This is a genomic window from Cupriavidus sp. 05L310 (genome assembly GCF_056398185.1).
The window spans coordinates 78,240-98,719 of the sequence record NZ_JBFTOX010000030.1; the positions used below are offsets into that span (position 1 = coordinate 78,240).

Below are 20,480 nucleotides of genomic sequence, written 5' to 3' on the forward strand. Positions count from 1 at the left end.
CCTAGACTTGAAAACCGCGAGGCCGCCACCGGGCGATCCGGGATGTGGCGTTCGAAGATCTTACTGATGCGGGGCGCAATATGGAATTCCTGAACTCCGGCAAGATTCTGCCCGCAGGGCTGCCTTTCTCCGAGTGCGTGCGGGTTGGCGAGCTGTTGTACCTCTCCGGGCAGATGGGCATCGTGCCCGGCACCACCCGCCTTGTGCCGGGCGGCATCCGCGAAGAAGCCAGGCGGGCGCTGATGAATATCCGCATCACGCTCGAAGCGCACGGCCTGTCGCTAAAGCATGTGGCCAAATGCACCATCATGCTGGCCGATATCGGCGAGTGGCAGGTGTTCAACGAGGTCTACAAGGAGTTTTTCGAGGAACCGTATCCGGCGCGCAGCGCGCTCGGCGCCAACGGACTGGCGCTCGGCGCGAGGGTGGAGGTGGAGTGTATTGCCGTGTTTGGCGGCTGAACGGCGATTCCGGCGCCGTCGCGCCGGATGCCAATGGCCTTACTTGCTGGCGTCACGGCTGTCGCCGCCGATCATGTCGAGGATGATCATGGTGCGGTCCAGTACACCGCGGTCGTCAAAATAGGCGCTGAAGTGGGCCGGCATGTAGCCGTTTGTATAGAGCCGGTACGACCATGCCTCGCGCTTCATGAGGGGGTAATACTGGACCGGCTCGCGCGGCATGCCAAAGCGCTCGGCCACGTCGCGCTTGGTCCAGACACCGGGCCGTGCCTCGTAGATCTCCTTCTCGGTCAGCATCTGGCGGAAGTTGGAAAGGTTTCCGCTTGCGTCGAAATCCGCGGCGTAGACCTCGAATCCGAGCGGCTGCTTGGAGTAGATCCAACGGCTGGTGCCCCCGGCGAGCTGATAGGTCTCGGTGGGTGCGCCGAACGTGTCGCGCACGGTACTTTGCGGACTGCCGATCATATTTTGCGCGGTCTGCACGGGATTCAGGGTCGCGCAGGCACACAGCGCGAACGCGGCGGCGGCGGCGGCCATCCATCTGACTAAGCGATATTGCATGACCATTCTCCAGCGTCTGCGCGGGTCGTGTTTATCGGGGACATCCGTGCAGCATAGCGCATGCGCACGCAAATGCACATGTCGCATCTGTCGCATCTGTCGCGCCTCCCTTGCCCTCACGGTAAACGCACCGGGCGGGGGATTTATTCCATCAGCCCAAATCGCGCGGCGTCCGTGATTTTCCGCCTTGACTTTCATTTAACCTGTTGGTTAAATGAGCCCATGCCATCCTCCATCGACCCGCTCACCCCCATCTTTGCCGCCCTGGCTGACCCGACCCGCCGTGCGATCCTGGCGCGCCTGGCCGAAGGGGAGGCGCCGGTAAGCGAGCTGGCGCGTCCGTTCGAGATGTCCGCTCCGGCGATTTCGAAGCACCTGCGCGTGCTTGCGGAAGCCGGACTGATCGAACGCGAAGTCAACGCGCGCTGGCGCATCTGCCACCTGCGGGCCGATGCGTTGCGCGACGCGCATGACTGGCTGGGTACTTACCGGCGCCATTGGGAAGGCAACCTGGATCGCCTCGTTGAGTTCGTCGAACGCACCCATGCGGCGGGCGTCACCGAAGGCGCCCGCAGCGAAAGCAAATCCCGAGGGAAAAAATCATGACCCAAGCCGCTACCTTCCACCTGGAAATGGAACGCTTCATCCGCGCCCCGCGCGAGAAGGTCTTCGATGCATTTACCAGCCAGGCCGCGCTGGCCGCGTGGCATTGCCCGCGCGGCATGAGCGTGCTGGAAGCCAGCGCCGACGCACGCGTCGGCGGCAAGTACCGCATCGTGATGGGCGGGCGCGATGGCGCGAAGCACATCGTGGGCGGCGAGTACCAGGCGATCGACCGCGCTGACTTCCTCGCCTATACCTGGACTTGGGAATCCGGCGAAATTCCGCGGGAGATCAAGACGCTGATCGAAGTCACGCTGACGGAGAAGGAGGGCGGCACCCGTCTGCACATGCGCCACAGCGGCTTCCCGGAAGCGCGCGAGCGCGACTCGCATATGGGGGGATGGCAATCGGTGTTCAATCGCCTCAGCGACTACCTCGATCCGGCGGGCAGCGCCGGCACCGTGACCGTGATCGGCGATCCGCGCAGCAGCTACTGCCGCACGGTGCGCATGGCGCTTGAGGAAAAAGGCGTGGCTTACACGCTGAAGCCGGTGCCGCCGCATTCGCCGGAGGTGCTCGCGCACAATCCGTTCGGGCGCATTCCGGTGCTGACCGACGGACCGATCGCGTTCTACGAAACGCGCGCGATCCTGGGCTATATCGAGGAAGCCTTTGACGGACCGAGCCTGCGTGAAAAATCCGGCCCCGTCTCCCGTGCGCGCTGCGAGCAGTGGATCAGCCTGATCAACTGCCATGCCTACGACACGATGGTCCGCCGCTACGTCCTGCAGTACCTCTTTCCAAAGGGAGAGAACGGCCAGCCCGATCGCGCGATGATCGATGCGGCGCTGCCGGAGATCGCCGCGCAACTCCAGGCGCTGGAGGACGCATACGGCGATCACGACTACCTGGCTGGCACGGCGCTGTCGATGGCGGACCTGTTCCTCGCGCCGATCCTGACCTATGTCGGCATGTTCCCTGAAGGGGCCGAGCTGCTGGAGAAGTGCCCCAACGTGCGGCGCGCACAGGCGGTCATGCGCGAGCGGCCCAGCTTTGCCGCCACGCAGCCGCAGCTTGGCTGACGGCGGGACCTGTATGGAGGCGGATGCGCTATCCGTGCCGCTTGTCCGGGTACAACGCCTCCAGGCGGGCCCGGACAGCGGAAATGTGATCGCCTGTGTTTGCCACGGCCTCCCGGAGTTCGGACTGCGTACAGTTAAGCTCCGTGCACCAGTACTGCACTTCAAGCGCATCCATCATGTTGACCCTTCCCGGGTCCAGAGGCCTGAAGTGCTTCGGATCGTTGCTCATGCGGCTCTCCCAGCCTTTGCCGGCCGCGTCACATGGGGTCGTGAGCGGAGCGTGTTGCTGTCGAATGGCTGCCTTGCATTGTAGTCATTGATCGGCCGCGCATGGCAGCGTGTTAGCGCTTGCGGCCGCTTGGTTCAGCGCAGCGGTGTCATGCGGCCGGAAGGACAACCGCCGTGGCCTCCACTTCGACCTTCAGCCCGAAATGCAGCGGACCGGTCGGCACGATCGCCCGCGCCGGGCGCGCGTTGCCCGCCCATGCCGCGTAGATGGCGTTGAAGGCCGGCCAGTTCTCGATGCTGTCCACATAGACGCGGACCTGGACCAGTCCGGCGATGCCGCTCCCGGCGGCGACCAGCGCCGCCTCCACATTTGCCAGCACCTGCCGCGCCTGCACGTCGAAGGGGGCGGCGGAGAGCTTTTGCCCGTCAGGCGTGACCGGAAGCTGGCCGGACACGAAGACAAAGCCATTGGCGACCGTTGCGTGGCTGTAGTGTCCGCCCGGCGCGGAGAGTCCGGCGGGCGAGACCGTCTGCACAGTCGGTGCAGTCGGTGCGGTCTGGACTGCGTGATTCTGATTACCATCCATGAAACCGGCTCCAGGTGGCGAGCTCGCCGTCTTGCGCGAGCGCGTGATATTCAGGAAATTGCGCCCCTGTCGCGCAGGCATGATTGGGCAGGATGCGCAGCAGCGTGCCGATGGGGAAGCGCGTTGCGATGTCGGGCTCCGGAGAGCCTTCCCGCGAGAGAATGCCATGTTCCTGGTTGGCGCCGCTGAGCACGTACCCCGGCAGCACGGCGCCGTCGATGCCGCAGACCTGGCCGTAGCCGAAATCGCACTTCTGCTTCTGGGTGCCGCGGTCGCGGCTCATGGCCATCCATCCCGCGTCCACGATGGCCCAGCCCTTGTCCGCCTGGTGCCCGATCACGGTGGTCAGCACGCTCAGCGCCACGTCTTCCGTCGTACACACGCCGACATTGCGCATGACCAGGTCGAAGAACACATAGACGCCCGCGCGCACCTCGGTGACGCCTGCCAGGCCGGTTGCGGAAAGCGCGGTGGGGGTCGAGCCCACGCTGACAACCGGGCAAGGCAGGCCGGCTTCGCGCAGCCGGCTGGCCGCGCTGACGCAGCCGGCCCGCTCTTGTTCCGCCATCGCGGCCAGGGCTTCGGGCGTGTCCAGGTCGTAGCTGGAGCCGGCGTGCGTCATCACGCCGCCCAGGCGGGCGCCGCCTTCGTGCAGCACGCGGCCGACCGCGAGCAGCGCCGCTTCGCCGGGGCGGATGCCGGAGCGGTGGCCATCGGTGTCGATCTCGATCCAGACCTCGAACGTTTCCTTGTGTTCGGCGCCGAATGCGACGATGGCCTCGGCGGACGCCACGCTATCGGTGACGATCTTCAGGTCGCAGCCCTGGCGGCGCAGGGCCAGGGCCTGGGGCAGCTTGCCCGGCACCATGCCGACACCGTAGAGGATGTCGGTGACGCCATCGGCAAAGAAATGCGCGGCTTCCTTGAGGGTGGAAACGGTAATACCGCGCGCGCCGGCCGCGATTTGCGCCTGCACCACGGGCGAGCATTTGCTGGTTTTGGCGTGCGGGCGGAAGCGCACGCCAAGCGCATTCATGCGTGCCTGCATGCGCTGGATATTGTGCTGCATGCGGGCGAGGTCGATCACCGCTGCCGGCGTTTCCAGGCTCGCGAGCGTGTCGGAGGAAATAGGCATATCGTCTTGGGGTCTTTAGAGGTGGTTAGTCCAGGAGCTGGCCTCTGGCCTTGAGCGCCGGCACATCGTCGCGCAGGCCGCGCGAAATCAGGTTCGACACCACGGCAGGCGCTGTGCCGCCCTGGGCCGGGACGTCGACGCCCACCGCCTGCATCTGGCGGCGCAACTGCGGATCGGCCGCGGCACCGGCCATGGCCGCGGTGAGCCGGGTGACAACGCTGTCGGGCGTGCCCTTGGGCGCAAAGATGGCGTTCCAGGAGCGCACGTCGAGAGGATAGCCAGCCTCCCTGGCCGTACCCGTGCCGGGCAATTGTTTCAGGCGCTCGCCGGACAGCACCGCCAGCACCTTGATCTTGCCGCCGGCAAGTTGCGGCAGCGCGGTGGTCGTCTGGTCGCACATGAAGTCGGTCTGGCCGCCCATCAGGTCGCTGACGGCCGGCGCCACGCCCTTATAGGGAACATGGGTGGCATTCTTCTTCAGTGCCGCGAGCAGCAGCACGCAGCCATAGTGCGAGACCGAGCCCAGGCCGGCGCTGCCGTACGATGCCGTGGCCGCATGGGTTTGCAGCCATGCGTCGAACTCCCGCAGGTTGCCGGCTGGCAGGTCCGCCCGCGCGACCAGCAGCATCGGCGCCGATCCGGCGAGCCCGATGGGCTTGAAGTCCGCGACCGGGTCGTAGGGCAGCTTCTTGTACAAGGCCACATTGGCGACATGGGTGCCGATCGTGCCGAAGCCCAGCGTGTAGCCGTCGGGCGCGGCCTTCGCCAGCCTGGCAAGGCCAATGGTGCCGCCCGCGCCGGCGAGATTCTCGATGACCATGGGCTGGCCGAGCTGATCGCCCATTTGCCTGGCAAAGCCCCGCGCGAGCGCGTCACTGGGTCCCCCGGCCGGGAACGGCACCACCAGCGTGATGGGCCGCGCGGGAAACGCCGGACTTTGTGCCATGGCCTGCGCGGCCAGGGCCAGGGTGGCTGCCGCCAGCAGGCGGCGGCCAAGAGGAGTTGAAATGCCGGGCATGGCGGGCGCTCCCTAGCAAGTTGCAGCGTGAAAGGACCGCAGCCATGGCAGCGCCGGCTCCAGCGTCGCGAACTCGGCGTCGGGCGCCGGCGCGCCCGCGGGCAGGGCCAGGCCCACCCGGTTATGCCAGTAGGTGCGCAAGCCCACGGCCGAGGTCCCGAACATGTCATAGCCCGAGCCCGCGATGAAGGCGGCATCCGCGGCCGGCACGCCGAGCTGCTTCAGCGCCAGTTGATACGGGCGCGGATCCGGCTTGTAGAAGCCGGCTTCCTCGGAGGTGACGACCACATCCCAGTCGATATCCAGCAGGGCAGCGGCACGGCGTCCCAGGCGTTCGGAGCAGTTGGTCACCACCGCCAGGCGGCAATGCGGCCGCAGCGCCCGCAGCAGTTCGCGCGCGCCATCCCATGCCGGGAGCGCATCCCAGCCGGCCTCGAGCGCATCCGGCGCGCTGGCGGGCAGGCCGACATGCCGGGCTGCCTCCCGCACCAGTTGCTCATAGCTGACGTAGGCGCCGCAACCATAGGTCCGCTTCAGGTACTCCGCCCGCCACGCCCTGCCTTGCGCCTCCGATCCGGCGGCGGCGTTCCAGATAGTCCAGGAATCCAGCAAGGCAGTGAGCAGGTCGAACAGGACGGCGCGGGGCCAGGCAGGGGAGGGAGAACGGTCCGGGGTATCCATGGGGGCCTTTTACGTGAGTGGGGTGGTTGTCAGCGGCAATCGGCAATCGGCAGTCGTGACAGGCCCTCAGTGTAGGAAGGAGTATGCGGCTCGTGGTTAAATACCGGAACATCAATCGTTAATCTGAAGTGAATGATCCAGATCGAGGACCTGCGGCTGGTCGAAGCGCTGGCGCAAGCGCCGTCCCTGAGCGCCGCCGCGCGCGCGCTCAACGTGACACCACCGGCGCTGTCGATGCGCCTGCGCAAGCTCGAAGCTACCCTGGGCCTGGCGCTCGCCACGCGGACCGCAAGGCGCCTGAGCCTCACGCCGGAAGGGGAGCGGTTTGCCCAGGAGGGCGCGGCGCTGCTGGCGCAGCTCGAGGCGTTGCCAGAGTCTTTTCGCCGGGAGGACAGCCGCCTGACCGGTACGCTGCGCATCGCCGCCCCCTTTGGCTACGGGCGGCACCACGTGGCCCCGCTGCTAGCGCGTTTCGCGCAGCGCCATCCCGGCTTGCGCCTGCAATTGGACCTTCGGGAAACGCCCTGGCCCGACCGCCATGACTCTGACGCGGTGATCCATATCGGCGCGGTACGGGACTCATCCTGGATCGCCCGCACGCTGGCGCCGAATGCGCGCTGGCTGTGCGCAAGCCCGGCTTACCTGCGCGCGCATGGTACGCCCGCCGAGCCGCGCGACTTGCTGGAACACGCCTGCATCTGCATTCGCGAGAACGACGAGGACGTGACGCTGTGGCGCTTTCGCCGGCCGGGTCCGGGCGCCGCGCGCCGGCCCCCGGCACGCGAGACGCTGCGGGTCGTGCCGGCCTTTACCACCAACGATGGCAGCGTCGCCCGCCAGTGGGCGGAACAAGGGCTGGGCCTGGTGCTGCGCTCGGAATGGGATACGGCGGAGGCGGTGGCGCGCGGCTCGCTGGTCCGCGTGCTTGCCGACTGGGAGTTCGACAGCGCCCCGGTGACTTTGCTGGTGCCGACGCGGCGTGGGCGTACGGCACGGGTGCAGGCGCTGCTGCAATTCTTCGAGGAGGGATTGGGGAAATAGCGATCCGGAAATTACGGGTTTGCCGAGGCGAGCTTTCGCCGGCGCGCAGGCAGACTTCTATTGCTCCGGGTTGGCGCAGTAGCCGTCGAATGATTCCAGGGTGAGCTTAAAGCCCTGTTTCTGGGCCAGCTCGCCCGGACGCACACATTGCCTGGTGCGCGTGCACCAGGCGTATCCGGCCGAGGGGATGCAGCCATTCGCATCCCGGTCGGAGCCAGGCATATTCGCCGCGGGAGCCGGCGTTTCCGGCTTGGCCGGCGCCACCGGCGCTTGCGTTGCGCATGCGGCGACGCAGCAAAAGAGAAGCGCGCTGAGGGGGCAGGTCACTCGCATCGGCATCGGTCTCTCCATGATTGCGGCGCCTTCAAGGCACCGCCTGCGGCGTGACGATATTGAAGTATCCGTCAAAACTATCCAGCATGCCGAATAGCGACGCCACCGCCTTGGGATCGCCGTCAATGCGGATGCTGCCATTGCTGATCGCTTCCGGCAGCGTCAGTTGCCTGAGGCTGATGCGGTCGAGCGTGGCCTTGTCCAGGGTGAGCGACGCCGTGGGCCGCGGATGTTGCGTGTCGGCCAGGTAGGTCAGCGCACTGTTGCGCAGGGTCATGGCGTAGCGCTGCCGCAGGTCCGTGAAGTTCCAGTTCAGCGTCATGGCCTTGCCGGCGGCCTTGTCGGCGTTCAGGCGTACGGCAAGGTAGTCGAAGAAGTACGGTACGGTCAGCGCGCGCACCATGTCGGGCGATGTGGTGCCGCCGGACGCGCCCCGCTTGACGCCGTTGCGCAGTTCCTGCGCGCCGGTGAGGTAGGCGTTGCGCCAGGTGGCGTTCTCGGTCTGGTAGCCGAGCTGCTCCAGCGCATCGGCCTGCAGCGCGCGGGCCGCCGCGTTGGACGGGTCGGCAAAGACGAGTTCATTGCCAATCTGCGCCACCCAGCGGTATTCGCCGCGGGCATAGGCCTCGCGCGCCTTGGCCAGGACCGCGTCCGGCCCGCCCATCCATTCAATCGTCTTCTTCGCGCCCTGCACCGGCGGCAGCGGGTTCAGGTGGGCGGGATTGCCGTCGTAGAAGCCCAGGTAGCGCTGGTAGACGGCGCGCACGTTGTGGCTGATGGAGCCGTAGTAGTCGCGCGCATACCATTTGCTGGCCAGCGGCTCGGGCAGCTTGCGCAGCGTGTCGGCAATGTCCATGGGCGTCATGCCATGGTTCATCAGGCGCAGCGTCTGGTCGTTCAGGTAGGCGTACATATCGCGCTGGTCCGACAGGAACTCGTTGATGCGCGCCTGGCCCCAGGTGGGCCAGTGGTGCTGCGCGATCAGGATGTCGCTGCGCTCGCCATAGCGCGCCAGTGCCTGGCCGATGTAGTACGACCACGCCTTGGCGTCGCGTACCTGCGCGCCACGGATGGTCAGGATGTTGTGCTGGGTGCGGGCGGCGTTCTCCGCGATGCACAGGGTGCGCATCTGCGGGAAGTAGAGGTTCATCTCGGCCGGCGCCTCGGTGCCGGGCGTGAGCTGGAACTCGATGTCGATGCCATCGACGCGGCGCGTCTCGATGGTCTTGGCGATCAGGTCGGTGGGTGCGAGCAGCGTGACCGTGCCCCGCGAGGTGGCCTTGCCCAGTCCCGCGTCGACTTGCCCTGTCGCGCTGCGGGGCAGGGTGGTGCCGTACATGTACTGCGCGCGCCGGCTCATGGCGTTGCCTGCCAGCACGTTTTCGCTGACGGCTTCTTCCATGAAGCCGGCCGGCGCGATCACGGCCACCTTGCCGGCCTTGACGTCGGCTTCGTCGGCGATGCCCTTGGCGCCGCCGAAATGGTCGGCATGGCTGTGCGTGTAGATCACGGCGACGACCGGCTTGCGGGGCCGGTGCGCGTAGTACAGCGCCAGGGCCGCGCTCGCGGTCTCGGCGGTGATCAGCGGGTCCATCACGATGATGCCGGTGTCGCCCTCGATGATGTTCATGTTCGAGAGGTCGGCCCCGCGCACCTGGTAGATGCGGTCAGTGACCTTGAACAGGCCCGCTTCGTTGTTGAGCTGCGCGAGCCGCCACAGGCTGGGGTTGACCGTAGGCGGCGCGGCATCGGCGCGCTCGAAGGCATAGGCGTTGAAGTCCCACGCCACCCGGCCATCCGCGGTGCGGATGGTGGCTTCGGGGAAGCGTGCCACCAGGCCGCGATGGGCATCCTCGAAATCCTGCCGGTCGCCGAAGGGCAGCGCCTGCAGCCACGCCGCATTGGCCTGGGCGGTCGCGGGCGAAGCCGGCGCGCTGGCCGTCTGGGCGGTGGCAGCCTGGAAGGCGAGGAGCGCCAGCAGGGCGGGCAAGGTACGGCGAAGGGACATGGCAAGGCTCTGTGAAACGGGCAAGGCGACTATTGGAGTCGACCGGAACCTATAATTCAATTGCAAGTTTTTTATCCCAGCAATGCATGGAGCGCATGTCTTGAACCTGAAGCGCCTGGAACACCTGATCGCGGTGGCGGAAGAGGGTTCGCTGGCGGCGGCCGCCCGCCGCGTGCACCTGAGCCAGCCCGCGCTGACCCGCAGCATCCAGGCGCTGGAAGCCGAGGCCGGCATGCCGCTGTTCGACCGCGGCGCGCGCGGGGTCACATTGACGTCGGCGGGGCGCATGGTGGCCGAGCGGGCCCGCCGCATCCTGTTCGAAACCCGTTGCCTGTCGCGCGATCTCGCGCTGGTGCAGCAGCACGAGATCGGCAGCGTCCAGCTGGGGATGGGGCCATTTCCCGCGGCCATCCTGCTGCCCGAGGTGCTATCCGCCATGAATCGCCAATGGCCCAAGTTGCGCGTGACGGCCGAGGTAAATAGCGCGCCGGCGCTGCTCGCCGCCTTGCACGCCGAGACGCTGGATTTCCTGGTGGCGGAGCACCGCACGATTCCGCCGGTGGCGGAACTGGAGGTTCGGCGGCTGCGGCCGGAGCGCTCGGGCTGGTATGTGCGCCCGGACCATCCGCTTAGCCGCGGGCGGGTCACGCCGGCGCTGTTGCGCGAGGCCGCCCTGGTGTCGGTGACGCTGCCGCCGTACGGCCACGGGCAACTGCGCAGGCTGCTTGGCTGCCGGCCTGGCGAAACCCTGCCCTTGCAGGTGGAGTGCAACGACTTTCGCGCACTGGCGCACCTGGCGCGGCATTCCGATGCAGTCCTGCTGGCGCCCGCGCGCGCGCTCAGGGCCGAACTGGAGGCCGGCGCGCTCGTGCCGCTGGAACTGGCGGGGACCCCCGCCATGACCGTGGAGTTCGTGATCGTGCGCCTGGCGCAGCGCACGCTGTCCCCGGCGGCGGAAAGGGCGGTGGCGGTGGTCGAGGCGGCTGCATAGCCGGTTGCGCGTGCCGGGGCGCCGTCGACGCACTGGCGAACCTGCTGCGGATCGCCGAAGCGCGTGGCAATCCCATCCGGCGTGTGGCGGGCACGGTGCGTGTGCTCGGGGTCGAACTGGAAATGGAGTCGCTGGTCCTGATGACACAGTCCCGCGCCGTGGTGCTGGCTATCGGGACAGCCGGTGCCGGCCGCCGTCGGATCCGCGCCGGCACCACATGCCGGGCTGGCCGGGACGGCGCAGCGCATCGAGGCCGCACTGGCGGCCTTCGGCGGCGGGCCGTGCGCGAACGCCGCGGCGGACTGGTGGGAACTGGCCTTGTGGCTGGCAGAGGTCGAGAGCGCGTCGCTGCCAGCTGTCTGCTTTAGTCGGGGATCACCATGAGATGTTGAAGCCGAACACGCAGGCGTCAATACGGAGGATTCACGACCACATATTGGGATCCTTGCGGCTGATACCAGGTAGTGCCGCATTGCTGGTAGACCATGCCGCTATAGTTGACCGGTACGCAACCTGGCGGCACGGTTCTCACCATCGAGCCGACAATGGCCGAAGTCACGGCAACCGTGGCACCGACCGCGACAGCGGCCCCGACCGGGTGGTAGTCATTGTCCCAACCGCCACTATTACCTTGGACATTCACGTTGACATTCTTGTTGACGTTGTTGACGTTGTTCACACTGGTGTTGCGGACATTGTTGGTCCGCGCGTCGGCCTTGCTATTGTTGACCTGAGCAGTCTGCCTGGCGCCACCACCGCCGCCAGCCGCTTGCGCGTGAGCGCCGCCGCCGCCACCACCAGCCGCTTGTGCGCGAGCACCGCCACCACCACCACCTCCGCCACCGCCGCCGCCGCCGCCGCCGCCGGCACGAGCTGCCGCCTCGCCCGCGGGAACCAACGCGAAGCTGGCGAGGACAAGCAAGGCCAGCGGCATCTGAAGCAACTTGCTGAATGATCTCTTCATGATGGCTCCTTTACTTTGTCTTGACCGGCACGATCTCGATCTTGGAAGAGCCTTTCGGCGGCGTGAAGCTGAACACCGAGTCCGTGAAGCTCGGCGTCAGGTTCCACTCAAGGAGGGAGACCGATTGCGGACGGGCTTCATCCGCCCGATTGGTGATGACGACCTTGCGCGGCAGCGGCTTGCCTCCGGTGGTAATCCAGATCTGCCAGTCGATATTGCCCTGACGAAAAGCGTAATGATCGCAAAGGTCCTTTCCGACAAAGTCCTGGCCGGCATTCATTGCGGACTCGATCTTGTCGAGTGGCGCGGCGGGGGTACCCCAGATGAAGAGATCTGTTAGCGGCAGTTCCACGCCGTACTTTTCCTGCAACCGGGCGATCAGGCCACCGATGGTGTCGGAAAATTCCACCGACGAGTAATACTTTTGCGCAGGGGTATAGAGGGTAACAGTCTTGCCGTCGTAGATCAGTTCGCGTTCTGAGCGCGGACTTAGCATCATGACGCGCAGCTTGTTCGGACGGACGACGTCCATATCCGCCCTTGCCATGTGCTGTAGTTTCTGCCCATCCGCCAGCACCCGTTCGGCGGTCAGATCGTTCGATACCCGGAAGCGCTTCAATGTCTGCAGATAGGCGCCCATGTCCTTGAGTGCCTGAATCGATCCTTGATCGACAGCGCTCGCCGCGGCCGCGGCCGGGGCCGTGCCCGCCGGCGGAGTCTGAGCATGATTGGGCGGTGCCGCGAGCGCCATAGCCAGAAGGCTGAGCACCAGAATCTTCCGTTCCATGGCTGTCTCCTCTTGTGAAATGAAATTCACTGCAACAATATGGACGGCTCGCCGCCGGCGATATTTCGCTTTAGCTGATCGAGGGACGTTGGCCGCCTGTTCGCAATCGGCCGCCTCGACTTCGGCATGGCACCGGAAATTTCGTCCAGTGCCCCGCTTTTTGCCACACCGGTTCCGGCTGCACCGCGCCGTTGCACTCACTCCGCACGCTGCGGGAGAAGCTCGGAGTTCGCGATGCCAGGAAACGCATGCAGTACCCGGTCGCAAGACACTTCCAACCTAGTCAAAGCCGGCAGGTAAACTTTGATCCAGGACAAGAAGCCCATTCATAGGCGCGGGCGGCCCAGGTTTAGCGCTTCTCCAGTCTGAGACGTGGCATTCGCAGGCTGCGTCTTGCCTGCTTCCCTATAGTGCAGAGAGGACTACACGCGGTCGCGAGGTCGCGAAATGGCGTATAAGGCGCGCGCGCAGGTCGCGGCACCGACCCCGCCGCCTGCATTGGAAGGGGAGGCGATCACCTGGATTGCAAGTAGGCGGCCACGGCGCTGGCCTCGTCGTAGCTCAAATCGTGCGCCACCGCGCTCATCACGGGCGAGTTGCCGCGCGAACGGTTCTTGAACACTTCGATCTGGCGTAGCAGATAGGCGCGATGCTGCCCGGCCAGTCGCGGGAATGCGCCGGCGCCCTCGGCCCGTGCGCCGTGGCAGGAAGCACAGGCGGGCACCCCGCGGTCAGCGAAGCCTTGCTCGAAAATCGTTTGTCCTTTGCTCGTCAGTTCGGGGTCGCCGGCCACACCCGGCGCCGGCGTCTGACTCCCGTAATAGTCGGCCAGCGATTGGATCGTCGCGTTATCGAGTTGCGCGGCGATTCCCCACATGTGCGAGCGTGCATCGGATTCTCCGCGTTCATGATCGCGGAAGCCTTTGAGCTGTGCCTGCAGATATTCGGGGGTCTGGCCAGCCAGTCGCGGAAACCTGGGCGAGTCGCTGCGGCCACTCGCGCCATGGCAGGTCGCGCATAGCTGCTGGGCCAGCCCCGCGCCACCTTCCGCGCGCGCCGGCATCACCGTCACCGTCAGCGTCACCGTCAGCGCAATGCTTGCAGTCAGAAGCAGGGAATGCATTCGCATACTCGTGACGAAGGGCAGTTTCATGGTCATTCAGGGCCGTTAGCGTTGGGGGGATCCGGATCGGAATGCAAGCCGGGCAATCGGATATAAGGTGTTGTTGCCGCTGGCGATTCCGTTGCTGCCGTTGCAATTTGCACTCGTACCGTTGAGCCTCCGGAACCAGGTGTTTGGATTGGTAATCGGCCTCGGCCCGGATCGTGCAAGCGGAAACGGCCATCCGGAGAGCATAGGAAGTTCCAGCGAATTGCCGTTGACATGGATCAAACAAGCATCCGGCCACAGGTATGGGAGCGTGTCGTTCAGGGCATCGTCACTGAAATCCAGGAAAAAAGAATCGAGATCCATTGCCGTCCATCTTCGCTCGCGCAATATAAGTGCATTAAGCGTGAAATGCACCCGACTCGCAAGAATAAACATCACCCGGCAACGTCTGCGTGCCCAACACCGCATCCCGCTTATCAAGCAAATGCCGCTGCAGGATCCCGGCAAGCCTGGCGCCGTCCCGCGCTTCCAGCGCCAGCAGCATCTGCGTGTGGTCCTGCACCGCGCTGTCCCATTTCGGCGCCTGGAAATTCGAGCGAAATCGCAGCGCCTGCAAGCGCCGGTTGACGGTCTGGTAGATCTGGCGCAGCGCCGAGTTTCGCGCTGCCTCGTTGATCCTGTCATGGATCGTCTGGTTCCGTGCGTAGTAGCCGGCAAGATCGTTGCGCGTGCGGCACGCGATCATATCGTGGTGCAGGCGCCTGATTTCCAGCAGCTCCGCGTCGGTCATCCGCTCGCACGCGAGTTGCCCCGCCAGGGCCTCCAGGCCCCCAAGGACTTCAAAAGCCTCGCGTATCTCGGGTGCCGACATGCTGGCCACCGACGCGCCACGGTTGGGGGTGAGCTCAATCAGTCCTTCGGCAGCAAGCACCTTCATCGCTTCGCGCAGCGGCGTTCGCGAGATGCCAAAGACCTCGCAGAGTTCGCGCTCATTCATCTTCTGGCCGGCCACCAGCTTGCCTTCGACAATGAGACTCCTGATATGGTCCACCACCGCGTCATGGAGGCGTTGGCGCATCACCTTCGGGAGCAATGGCGCGGATCCGGGGCGGGCCGGCGGCGGTGCCGTTTGCATGCAGGACTCCAATTAGCTTCCTTGTGCGGAAATACTAACGGAAATGTCGGCAAATCGATGCTCAAACGGGATTGAGAAAACTTCAAGCCGGCTTGCCGGATTTATGGAGATCGTTCTGCTAAATTGAATTGTATTCAAAATTCATCAGAGGAGAACGCAATGCTTAAGCTGGATTTTCATCCTTCCGGTCGCCACTTTCTTCAAATTCCGGGGCCGAGTCCTGTCCCCGACAGGATCCTGCGGGCGATCAGCTATCCGACGATCGACCATCGCGGACCCGAGTTCGGCGCGCTTGGCCTGAAGGTGCTCGATGGTATCAAGAAGATCTTCCAGACGCGGCATCCGGTCATCATTTATCCCGCGTCCGGAACCGGCGCCTGGGAGGCCGCGCTGGTGAACACCCTGAGCGCGGGTGACAAGGTCCTGATGTACGAGACGGGACATTTTGCGACGCTGTGGGACAAGATGGCGCGCAGTCTCGGCCTGCAGCCCGAGTTTCTCGGGCTTCCCGGCATCGAGGGATGGCGGCGCGGCGTGAATGCCCCGATGATCGAAGAACGGTTGCGCGCTGACACGCAGCATGAAATCAAGGCGGTTTGCGTCGTCCACAATGAGACGTCGACGGGCGTGACCTCGAATATCGCGGCGGTACGGGCCGCCATCGATGCCGCCGGGCATCCGGCGCTGCTGATGGTGGATACGATCTCCAGCCTTGGCTCGGCGGACTACCGGCATGATGAATGGGGCGTGGACGTGACCATCTCCGGTTCGCAGAAGGGCCTGATGCTGCCACCGGGGATCAGCTTCAATGCGCTGTCCCCCAAGGCCATCGAGACCAGCCGTCACGCCACGTTGCCCCGCAGTTTCTTCGGCTGGTCTGAGATCCTGGAGATGAACAAGACCGGATACTGGCCCTATACGCCGAATACGAATCTGCTCTATGGCTTGTCGGAAGCGCTGGACATGATCGAGACGGAGGGGCTTCAGCATGTCTTTGCCCGCCACAAGCGTCTTGCCGAGGCATGCCGGCGCGCGGTGCGGGTCTGGGGGCTCGAAATCCAGTGCGTGGACGCCGCGGTGTACAGCCCCGTGCTGACCGGCGTCATGATGCCGGATGGTGTCGATGCCGACGTGGTCCGCAGGAATACCTACGAGCGCTTCGATATTTCCCTGGGCGCCGGGCTGGGCAAGTTGCGTGGCCGGATGTTCCGGATCGGCCATCTGGGCGACTGCAATGACCTGACGCTGGTCGGGGCGCTCGCGGGATGCGAGATGGGCCTGAAGATCTCCGGCGTGAAGACCGCCGCCAGTGGCGTGCTGGCGGCGATGGAATTCCTTGGCGATCAGGTCGTTCCACCGCTGGTCAAAAGCTGAAGGCCACCCGTTAGCGCAGCGCCAGGGATGTGACTGACGGTCCGGGACGGGTGCCCGGACCAGGCCGCATTCACTTCATCTTCCGTCAGCGCGGCCGGGCTTCCCCCGAGACATTTTCGTGGTCTCGCCGAAGCCCCGCTCGCGTGGCCGGCATCCGCCAGGCCCACCGCCACCTATCATGACTATCCTATCCCCGTCTCCGCTGGTGAAACCCGTTCATCTCGTGCCTTCGCGTGCCGGTTCAGGCAGTCCGCTCGCCAGGCTTCTCCGCAAGGAACTCAGGGGGGACGTACTCTTCGATGCCGCCAGCCGTGGGCGGTACTCCACCGACGCGTCGATCTACCAGATCATGCCCCTGGGCGTCGTGGTGCCGCGCGACCAGGCCGATCTGATCCTGGCGCTGGACATAGCAAGGGATAGCGGAGCCCCGATCCTGGCGCGAGGGGCGGGGACCAGCCAGTGCGGCCAGACCGTGGGCGAGGCGCTCGTCATCGACAACAGCAAATGGCTCAATAACGTAGTCAGCTTCGATGCGCAGGCCAGGCTGGTCACCGTTGAGCCGGGCATTGTCCTGGACCACCTGAATGCCTGGCTGAAGCCGCATGGCTTGTGGTTCCCGGTGGACGTCTCCACGGGGGCGCAATGTACGATCGGCGGCATGGCAGGCAACAATTCGTGCGGCTCCCGCTCGATCGAGTACGGCAACATGGTGCACAACGTGCACGCCATCGACGCTGTCCTTGCCGACGGCACGCAGGCCAGTTTTGCTTCGGTGCGCGGCGATCCGCAGCCGGGGCGGCTGGGCGAGATACTGGCGGGACTGCGGCACATCGCCGAACGCGAGAATCGCGAGATTGTCGAGCGGGTCCCGAAGGTGTTGCGCCGGGTCGGTGGCTACAACATCGATATCTTCGATTGCCAGAATCCGCGGTCATACACGGACGATGGCCTGGCCAACCTGGCGCATATCCTGGTCGGGTCCGAAGGGACGCTGGCGGTAAGCCGGCAGCTCACGCTCAGGCTCTCGCCGCTCCCGGCGCATAAAGTCCTGGGCGTCGTCAGCTTCCCCACCTTCTACCAGGCAATGGATATGACCCAGCACATCGTCAAGCTGGGTCCGTGCGCGGTGGAACTGGTCGACAGGACGATGATCGACCTGGCGATGGGCAATCCCGCCTTCCGCCCGGTGATCGAGAAGGCGCTGGTCGGCAATCCACAGGCCATCCTGCTGGTGGAGTTCGCGGGCGAGCAGCAGGATTCCCTGCTCAGGCAACTGGATGGCCTGGTCGAGTTGATGGGCGACCTGGGCTTGCCCGGCTCGGTCAAGCCAATGGCCGACATGGGGCAGCAAAAGGCCTTGTGGGAAGTCCGGAAAGCCGGCCTGAACATCATGATGAGCATGAAAGGCGATGGCAAGCCCGTCTCCTTCATCGAAGACTGCGCGGTACCGCTTGAGCACCTGGCGGAGTACACCGACCGTCTTACCGGCGTGTTCCATCGGCATGGCACGGAAGGAACCTGGTACGCCCACGCCAGCGTGGGTACCCTGCATGTCCGGCCGATCCTGGACATGCGGCGCGATGGCGCCGCGAAAATGCGGGCCATTGCCGAGGAGGCCGCCGAGCTGGTCCGCGAGTACAAGGGCGCGTTCTCTGGCGAGCATGGGGACGGACTGTGCCGGGGCGAATGGGTGGCGTGGCAGTACGGCCCCAGGATCCACCAGGCATTCCGGGAGATCAAGTCGCTGTTCGACCCGGATAACCGTTTCAACCCGGACAAGATTGTCCAGCCGCCGCGCATGGACGACAGCCGGCACTTCCGCTACTCCCCGGAGTACCAGGCGATCGCGCTGCAGCCCGCGCTCGACTGGACCGCATGGAATGTCATGCGGGACCCCATCTCGGGCGTGGAGACCGCCCCCGGCCTGGGCGGCGACCGCGCCCAGGGGCTGGCGAAGGCCGTGGAGATGTGCAACAACAACGGCCACTGCCGGAAGTTCGATGCCGGCACCATGTGTCCCAGCTACCGCGTGACGAAGGATGAAAAGCACGTGACCCGCGGGCGCGCCAACACCCTGCGGCTGGCATTGTCCGGCCAGCTGGGGGCGGAAGGGCTGGCCAGCCCCGAGGTCAAGGAAGTGCTGGACCTCTGCGTTTCCTGCAAGGGCTGCAAGCGGGACTGCCCGACCGGCGTGGACATGGCGAAGGTAAAGATCGAGGCGCGCTCGGCCTGGACGCAACGGCACGGACTGGGATTACGCGACCGCCTGGTGGCATTCATGCCGCGCTATGCGCCGCTGGCGAGCAAGTTCGCGCCGCTGGTCAACCTGGCGGACCGGATCCCGGTGCTGTCCTCGCTGATGAAGCGCTGGATCGGTTTTGCTCCCGAGCGGTCGCTGCCGCGCTTCGAGCGTTCGTTTCTGTCGAGGCGCAAGACGGCAGGCCGGACAGCGATCGGCGAGAAGACCGTCTTGCTCTTTGTCGATACGTTCAACAACTATATGGAGCCGGCGAACGCGGTTGCCGCAGAGCGTGTGCTGAGCGCGGCCGGGTATGACGTTCACTTCAATGTCTCGCCGGACCAGCGGCCGCTTTGCTGCGGGCGCACCTTCCTGGCGGCGGGCCTTGTCGACGAAGCCAAAGCCGAGGCAAGGCGCGCACTGGATGCCTTGAAGCCTTACGTCGATGCCGGTGTACCCATCGTCGGACTGGAACCATCCTGTCTGCTCTCCCTGCGGGACGAGTTCCTGAGCTACGGATTCGGCGACGAAGCCCGGCGCCTGGCGAAGTCCGCCTACCTGTTCGAGGAGTTCCTGGTGGCGGAGAAGGAAGCCGGCCGGCTGGCGCTCAAGCTCACAGGCATTCCCGGCAACAAGGTGCTTGTGCATGGCCATTGCCACCAGAAGGCGTTCGATGCCTTCCGCCCGGTACAGACGGTATTGAAATGGATTCCGGGACTCAAGGTCGACACGGTGGAGTCGTCTTGCTGCGGAATGGCTGGCAGCTTCGGTTATGAAGCGGAGCACTTTGAAGCGTCCAGGGCCATGGCGGAGCTATCCCTGCTGCCAGCGGTCCGAAGCGCCGGCAGCGACGCGGTTGTCGTCGCCGATGGAACGAGCTGCCGTCACCAGATCCATGACGGGACGGGTACGCCGGCGGTGCATGTTGCCCGCTTGCTGGCGTCCGCGCTCGACGAGGATTTCGATGCCTTGCTGCGCGCGGGCTGACCTGTGTTGTCCCGCGGCGATTGCGAAACCGCGATCGCCCGCTGGACCGCGCCGGTGAAGCCCCGTCGGCAACGCGCACGACCTGTGCGGTTATACTTGCGCGAGGTTCCGTTGCCGCAGGCATACGCGCACCGGGCATGGAGGATACGCCCCGATAGTGTGCTCCGGCGTCTCGGGTTCTCCTCCCTCGCGTAGCTCTGAACGCCTGTTGTCCGTCGCATCCGCAGCGGTTGGGGTAGGTACACTCGTGAGCACTTTCCATGACGTATAGAGTTCCACCGCTGCAATGCCTGACCGCGTTCGAAGCCGTCGCGCGGCTGCGCAGCGGGACGTTGGCGGCGCAAGAATTGTGCGTCACGCCCAGTGCGATCAGTCATCGCATCCGCCAGCTTGAAGACGTCATGGGCATCGAGCTTTTCAATTCGGTCCAGGGCGGGTTCACCCTGACGGCGCGAGGGTCCGAGTATCTCGAAGTGGTGAAGGAAGCGCTGAACGCGTTGAGCCACTACAGCGCCCGGCCAAGGTCGGCCGGAGAGATCCGCCAGTTGCGCGTCGCCGCACCGCCGACCTTTGCGCGCCAGGTGCTGGTGCCGCATCTCACCGGTTTCCAGGATGCGCACCCCGATATCGAGCTGATTCTTCAGCTGTCCGTGCCGCTGGTGGGGCTCAAATCCGAGAATGCGGATATCGAGATCCGCTTTGGCACAGGAAATTATCCGGGCCTCGAAACGGTGAAGATACTGGATGAGCCGGTCTTTCCTGTCTGCAGTCCCAGCTACCTTCGCGATGTCGGGCCATTCCAGTCGCCCGAGAAACTATCCACGGCACGCCTCCTGCGTTGTCCGCTTGAGCCCTGGCGGCCCTGGCTGGTGGCCGCCGGGCTGGACTGGCCGGAGCCGAGCATCGGCGCGCAGTTTGTCGACCTCGGGCTGATGCTGGAAGCGGCGGTGAACGGCCAGGGCGTTGCACTGGCGCGCAACAGGATGGCGCGGAGCTGGATCAGTTCGGGCGTCCTGGTTCCCTTGTTCGACCTTCAGGTGCGCTCGATCTACGCGTACTACATCACCTACCCGCCGGGATGCGAAGAGGGGAGCGATATTGTGAAGTTCGTCCGCTGGATGACCGACATATTGCGCAATCCGTTGAAGTAAGCC

The 20,480-nt window shown here is 65.3% G+C and carries 20 protein-coding genes; 8 read left to right on the top strand and 12 right to left on the bottom strand.

What is annotated here, in order from left to right; all coding sequences use genetic code 11:
- Nucleotides 1–80 precede the first annotated feature (80 nt).
- On the top strand, nucleotides 81–461 hold the full coding sequence (locus AC1DS6_RS22025; RefSeq protein WP_441628384.1) for a RidA family protein: 381 nt from the start codon (nucleotides 81–83) through the stop codon (nucleotides 459–461).
- Between the two features lie 39 nt (nucleotides 462–500).
- Here the strand turns inward: AC1DS6_RS22025 and AC1DS6_RS22030 are convergent, their stop codons facing one another.
- Nucleotides 501–1,022, bottom strand: coding sequence for a hypothetical protein (locus AC1DS6_RS22030; RefSeq protein ID WP_441628385.1), 522 nt, complete (start codon nucleotides 1,020–1,022; stop codon nucleotides 501–503).
- Nucleotides 1,023–1,244: 222 nt separating this feature from the next.
- On the opposite strand from AC1DS6_RS22030, the gene AC1DS6_RS22035 reads away from it, so the two are divergent.
- Nucleotides 1,245–1,628: an ArsR/SmtB family transcription factor gene (locus tag AC1DS6_RS22035; protein WP_441628428.1), complete on the top strand. Its 384-nt coding sequence runs from the start codon at nucleotides 1,245–1,247 to the stop codon at nucleotides 1,626–1,628.
- Nucleotides 1,625–2,707 carry an SRPBCC domain-containing protein gene (locus tag AC1DS6_RS22040; RefSeq protein WP_477103081.1) on the top strand — a complete coding sequence of 361 codons (1,083 nt, stop codon included), beginning with the start codon at nucleotides 1,625–1,627 and terminating at the stop codon, nucleotides 2,705–2,707. The genes AC1DS6_RS22035 and AC1DS6_RS22040 overlap by 4 nt, the downstream gene beginning before the upstream one ends.
- 28 nt (nucleotides 2,708–2,735) lie before the next feature.
- On the opposite strand, the gene AC1DS6_RS22045 is transcribed toward AC1DS6_RS22040, so the two are convergent.
- From AC1DS6_RS22045 to AC1DS6_RS22065, 5 genes are all read right to left on the bottom strand, one after another.
- A complete protein-coding gene (locus AC1DS6_RS22045; RefSeq protein ID WP_441628387.1) occupies nucleotides 2,736–2,936 on the bottom strand; it encodes a DUF3606 domain-containing protein in 201 nt (66 codons plus the stop codon).
- A 148-nt stretch (nucleotides 2,937–3,084) separates the two neighbouring features.
- A complete protein-coding gene (locus AC1DS6_RS22050; protein ID WP_477103082.1) occupies nucleotides 3,085–3,522 on the bottom strand; it encodes a RidA family protein in 438 nt (145 codons plus the stop codon).
- Nucleotides 3,512–4,657, bottom strand: coding sequence for a DSD1 family PLP-dependent enzyme (locus AC1DS6_RS22055; RefSeq protein WP_441628391.1), 1,146 nt, complete (start codon nucleotides 4,655–4,657; stop codon nucleotides 3,512–3,514). Before AC1DS6_RS22055 ends, AC1DS6_RS22050 begins: the two co-directional genes overlap by 11 nt.
- 25 nt (nucleotides 4,658–4,682) lie before the next feature.
- On the bottom strand, nucleotides 4,683–5,675 hold the full coding sequence (locus tag AC1DS6_RS22060; RefSeq protein ID WP_477103083.1) for a tripartite tricarboxylate transporter substrate-binding protein: 993 nt from the start codon (nucleotides 5,673–5,675) through the stop codon (nucleotides 4,683–4,685).
- 12 nt (nucleotides 5,676–5,687) lie between these two features.
- Complete coding sequence (locus AC1DS6_RS22065; RefSeq protein WP_477103084.1) at nucleotides 5,688–6,356, bottom strand: HAD family hydrolase; 669 nt, start codon at nucleotides 6,354–6,356, stop codon at nucleotides 5,688–5,690.
- A 132-nt stretch (nucleotides 6,357–6,488) separates the two neighbouring features.
- Here AC1DS6_RS22065 and AC1DS6_RS22070 point away from each other — a divergent pair, with 132 nt between their 5' ends.
- Nucleotides 6,489–7,397, top strand: coding sequence for a LysR family transcriptional regulator (locus AC1DS6_RS22070; RefSeq protein WP_441628396.1), 909 nt, complete (start codon nucleotides 6,489–6,491; stop codon nucleotides 7,395–7,397).
- A 364-nt stretch (nucleotides 7,398–7,761) separates the two neighbouring features.
- Here the strand turns inward: AC1DS6_RS22070 and AC1DS6_RS22075 are convergent, their stop codons facing one another.
- Nucleotides 7,762–9,738: an alkyl/aryl-sulfatase gene (locus AC1DS6_RS22075; protein WP_477103085.1), complete on the bottom strand. Its 1,977-nt coding sequence runs from the start codon at nucleotides 9,736–9,738 to the stop codon at nucleotides 7,762–7,764.
- A 100-nt stretch (nucleotides 9,739–9,838) separates the two neighbouring features.
- On the opposite strand from AC1DS6_RS22075, the gene AC1DS6_RS22080 reads away from it, so the two are divergent.
- Entirely contained in the window at nucleotides 9,839–10,729 is an 891-nt protein-coding gene (locus AC1DS6_RS22080) for a LysR family transcriptional regulator (RefSeq protein ID WP_441628400.1), read from the top strand.
- A 409-nt stretch (nucleotides 10,730–11,138) separates the two neighbouring features.
- On the opposite strand, the gene AC1DS6_RS22085 is transcribed toward AC1DS6_RS22080, so the two are convergent.
- The 5 genes from AC1DS6_RS22085 to AC1DS6_RS22105 all read right to left on the bottom strand — a co-directional run bounded on the left by AC1DS6_RS22085 (nucleotide 11,139) and on the right by AC1DS6_RS22105 (nucleotide 14,726).
- The gene (locus tag AC1DS6_RS22085) at nucleotides 11,139–11,693 is read right to left on the bottom strand and encodes a hypothetical protein (protein ID WP_477103086.1); all 555 of its coding nucleotides are present in this window, start codon (nucleotides 11,691–11,693) and stop codon (nucleotides 11,139–11,141) included.
- Between the two features lie 10 nt (nucleotides 11,694–11,703).
- Nucleotides 11,704–12,480: a DUF2092 domain-containing protein gene (locus AC1DS6_RS22090; protein ID WP_441628404.1), complete on the bottom strand. Its 777-nt coding sequence runs from the start codon at nucleotides 12,478–12,480 to the stop codon at nucleotides 11,704–11,706.
- A 514-nt stretch (nucleotides 12,481–12,994) separates the two neighbouring features.
- Nucleotides 12,995–13,543: a c-type cytochrome gene (locus tag AC1DS6_RS22095; protein WP_477103094.1), complete on the bottom strand. Its 549-nt coding sequence runs from the start codon at nucleotides 13,541–13,543 to the stop codon at nucleotides 12,995–12,997.
- Between the two features lie 105 nt (nucleotides 13,544–13,648).
- Entirely contained in the window at nucleotides 13,649–13,954 is a 306-nt protein-coding gene (locus AC1DS6_RS22100) for a hypothetical protein (protein WP_477103087.1), read from the bottom strand.
- 34 nt (nucleotides 13,955–13,988) lie between these two features.
- Nucleotides 13,989–14,726 carry a GntR family transcriptional regulator gene (locus tag AC1DS6_RS22105; protein WP_441628410.1) on the bottom strand — a complete coding sequence of 246 codons (738 nt, stop codon included), beginning with the start codon at nucleotides 14,724–14,726 and terminating at the stop codon, nucleotides 13,989–13,991.
- Between the two features lie 159 nt (nucleotides 14,727–14,885).
- On the opposite strand from AC1DS6_RS22105, the gene AC1DS6_RS22110 reads away from it, so the two are divergent.
- The 3 genes from AC1DS6_RS22110 (at nucleotide 14,886) to AC1DS6_RS22120 (ending at nucleotide 20,477) form a co-directional block, all read left to right on the top strand.
- Nucleotides 14,886–16,100, top strand: a complete 1,215-nt coding sequence (locus AC1DS6_RS22110) for a pyridoxal-phosphate-dependent aminotransferase family protein (RefSeq protein WP_477103088.1) — start codon at nucleotides 14,886–14,888, stop codon at nucleotides 16,098–16,100.
- A gap of 178 nt (nucleotides 16,101–16,278) precedes the next feature.
- Nucleotides 16,279–19,326 carry an FAD-binding and (Fe-S)-binding domain-containing protein gene (locus AC1DS6_RS22115; protein ID WP_477103089.1) on the top strand — a complete coding sequence of 1,016 codons (3,048 nt, stop codon included), beginning with the start codon at nucleotides 16,279–16,281 and terminating at the stop codon, nucleotides 19,324–19,326.
- Between the two features lie 260 nt (nucleotides 19,327–19,586).
- On the top strand, nucleotides 19,587–20,477 hold the full coding sequence (locus AC1DS6_RS22120; RefSeq protein ID WP_441628416.1) for a LysR substrate-binding domain-containing protein: 891 nt from the start codon (nucleotides 19,587–19,589) through the stop codon (nucleotides 20,475–20,477).
- The last annotated feature ends 3 nt before the right edge of the window (nucleotides 20,478–20,480 follow it).

Coding starts and splice junctions, on each gene's coding strand:
- AC1DS6_RS22025 (WP_441628384.1), top strand. CDS start 81: ATGGAATTCCTGAACTCCGGCAAGATTCTGCCCGCAGGGCTGCCTTTC.
- AC1DS6_RS22030 (WP_441628385.1), bottom strand. CDS start 1,022: ATGCAATATCGCTTAGTCAGATGGATGGCCGCCGCCGCCGCCGCGTTC.
- AC1DS6_RS22035 (WP_441628428.1), top strand. CDS start 1,245: ATGCCATCCTCCATCGACCCGCTCACCCCCATCTTTGCCGCCCTGGCT.
- AC1DS6_RS22040 (WP_477103081.1), top strand. CDS start 1,625: ATGACCCAAGCCGCTACCTTCCACCTGGAAATGGAACGCTTCATCCGC.
- AC1DS6_RS22045 (WP_441628387.1), bottom strand. CDS start 2,936: ATGAGCAACGATCCGAAGCACTTCAGGCCTCTGGACCCGGGAAGGGTC.
- AC1DS6_RS22050 (WP_477103082.1), bottom strand. CDS start 3,522: ATGGATGGTAATCAGAATCACGCAGTCCAGACCGCACCGACTGCACCG.
- AC1DS6_RS22055 (WP_441628391.1), bottom strand. CDS start 4,657: ATGCCTATTTCCTCCGACACGCTCGCGAGCCTGGAAACGCCGGCAGCG.
- AC1DS6_RS22060 (WP_477103083.1), bottom strand. CDS start 5,675: ATGCCCGGCATTTCAACTCCTCTTGGCCGCCGCCTGCTGGCGGCAGCC.
- AC1DS6_RS22065 (WP_477103084.1), bottom strand. CDS start 6,356: ATGGATACCCCGGACCGTTCTCCCTCCCCTGCCTGGCCCCGCGCCGTC.
- AC1DS6_RS22070 (WP_441628396.1), top strand. CDS start 6,489: ATGATCCAGATCGAGGACCTGCGGCTGGTCGAAGCGCTGGCGCAAGCG.
- AC1DS6_RS22075 (WP_477103085.1), bottom strand. CDS start 9,738: ATGTCCCTTCGCCGTACCTTGCCCGCCCTGCTGGCGCTCCTCGCCTTC.
- AC1DS6_RS22085 (WP_477103086.1), bottom strand. CDS start 11,693: ATGAAGAGATCATTCAGCAAGTTGCTTCAGATGCCGCTGGCCTTGCTT.
- AC1DS6_RS22090 (WP_441628404.1), bottom strand. CDS start 12,480: ATGGAACGGAAGATTCTGGTGCTCAGCCTTCTGGCTATGGCGCTCGCG.
- AC1DS6_RS22095 (WP_477103094.1), bottom strand. CDS start 13,543: ATGCCGGCGCGCGCGGAAGGTGGCGCGGGGCTGGCCCAGCAGCTATGC.
- AC1DS6_RS22100 (WP_477103087.1), bottom strand. CDS start 13,954: ATGGATCTCGATTCTTTTTTCCTGGATTTCAGTGACGATGCCCTGAAC.
- AC1DS6_RS22105 (WP_441628410.1), bottom strand. CDS start 14,726: ATGCAAACGGCACCGCCGCCGGCCCGCCCCGGATCCGCGCCATTGCTC.
- AC1DS6_RS22110 (WP_477103088.1), top strand. CDS start 14,886: ATGCTTAAGCTGGATTTTCATCCTTCCGGTCGCCACTTTCTTCAAATT.
- AC1DS6_RS22115 (WP_477103089.1), top strand. CDS start 16,279: ATGACTATCCTATCCCCGTCTCCGCTGGTGAAACCCGTTCATCTCGTG.
- AC1DS6_RS22120 (WP_441628416.1), top strand. CDS start 19,587: ATGACGTATAGAGTTCCACCGCTGCAATGCCTGACCGCGTTCGAAGCC.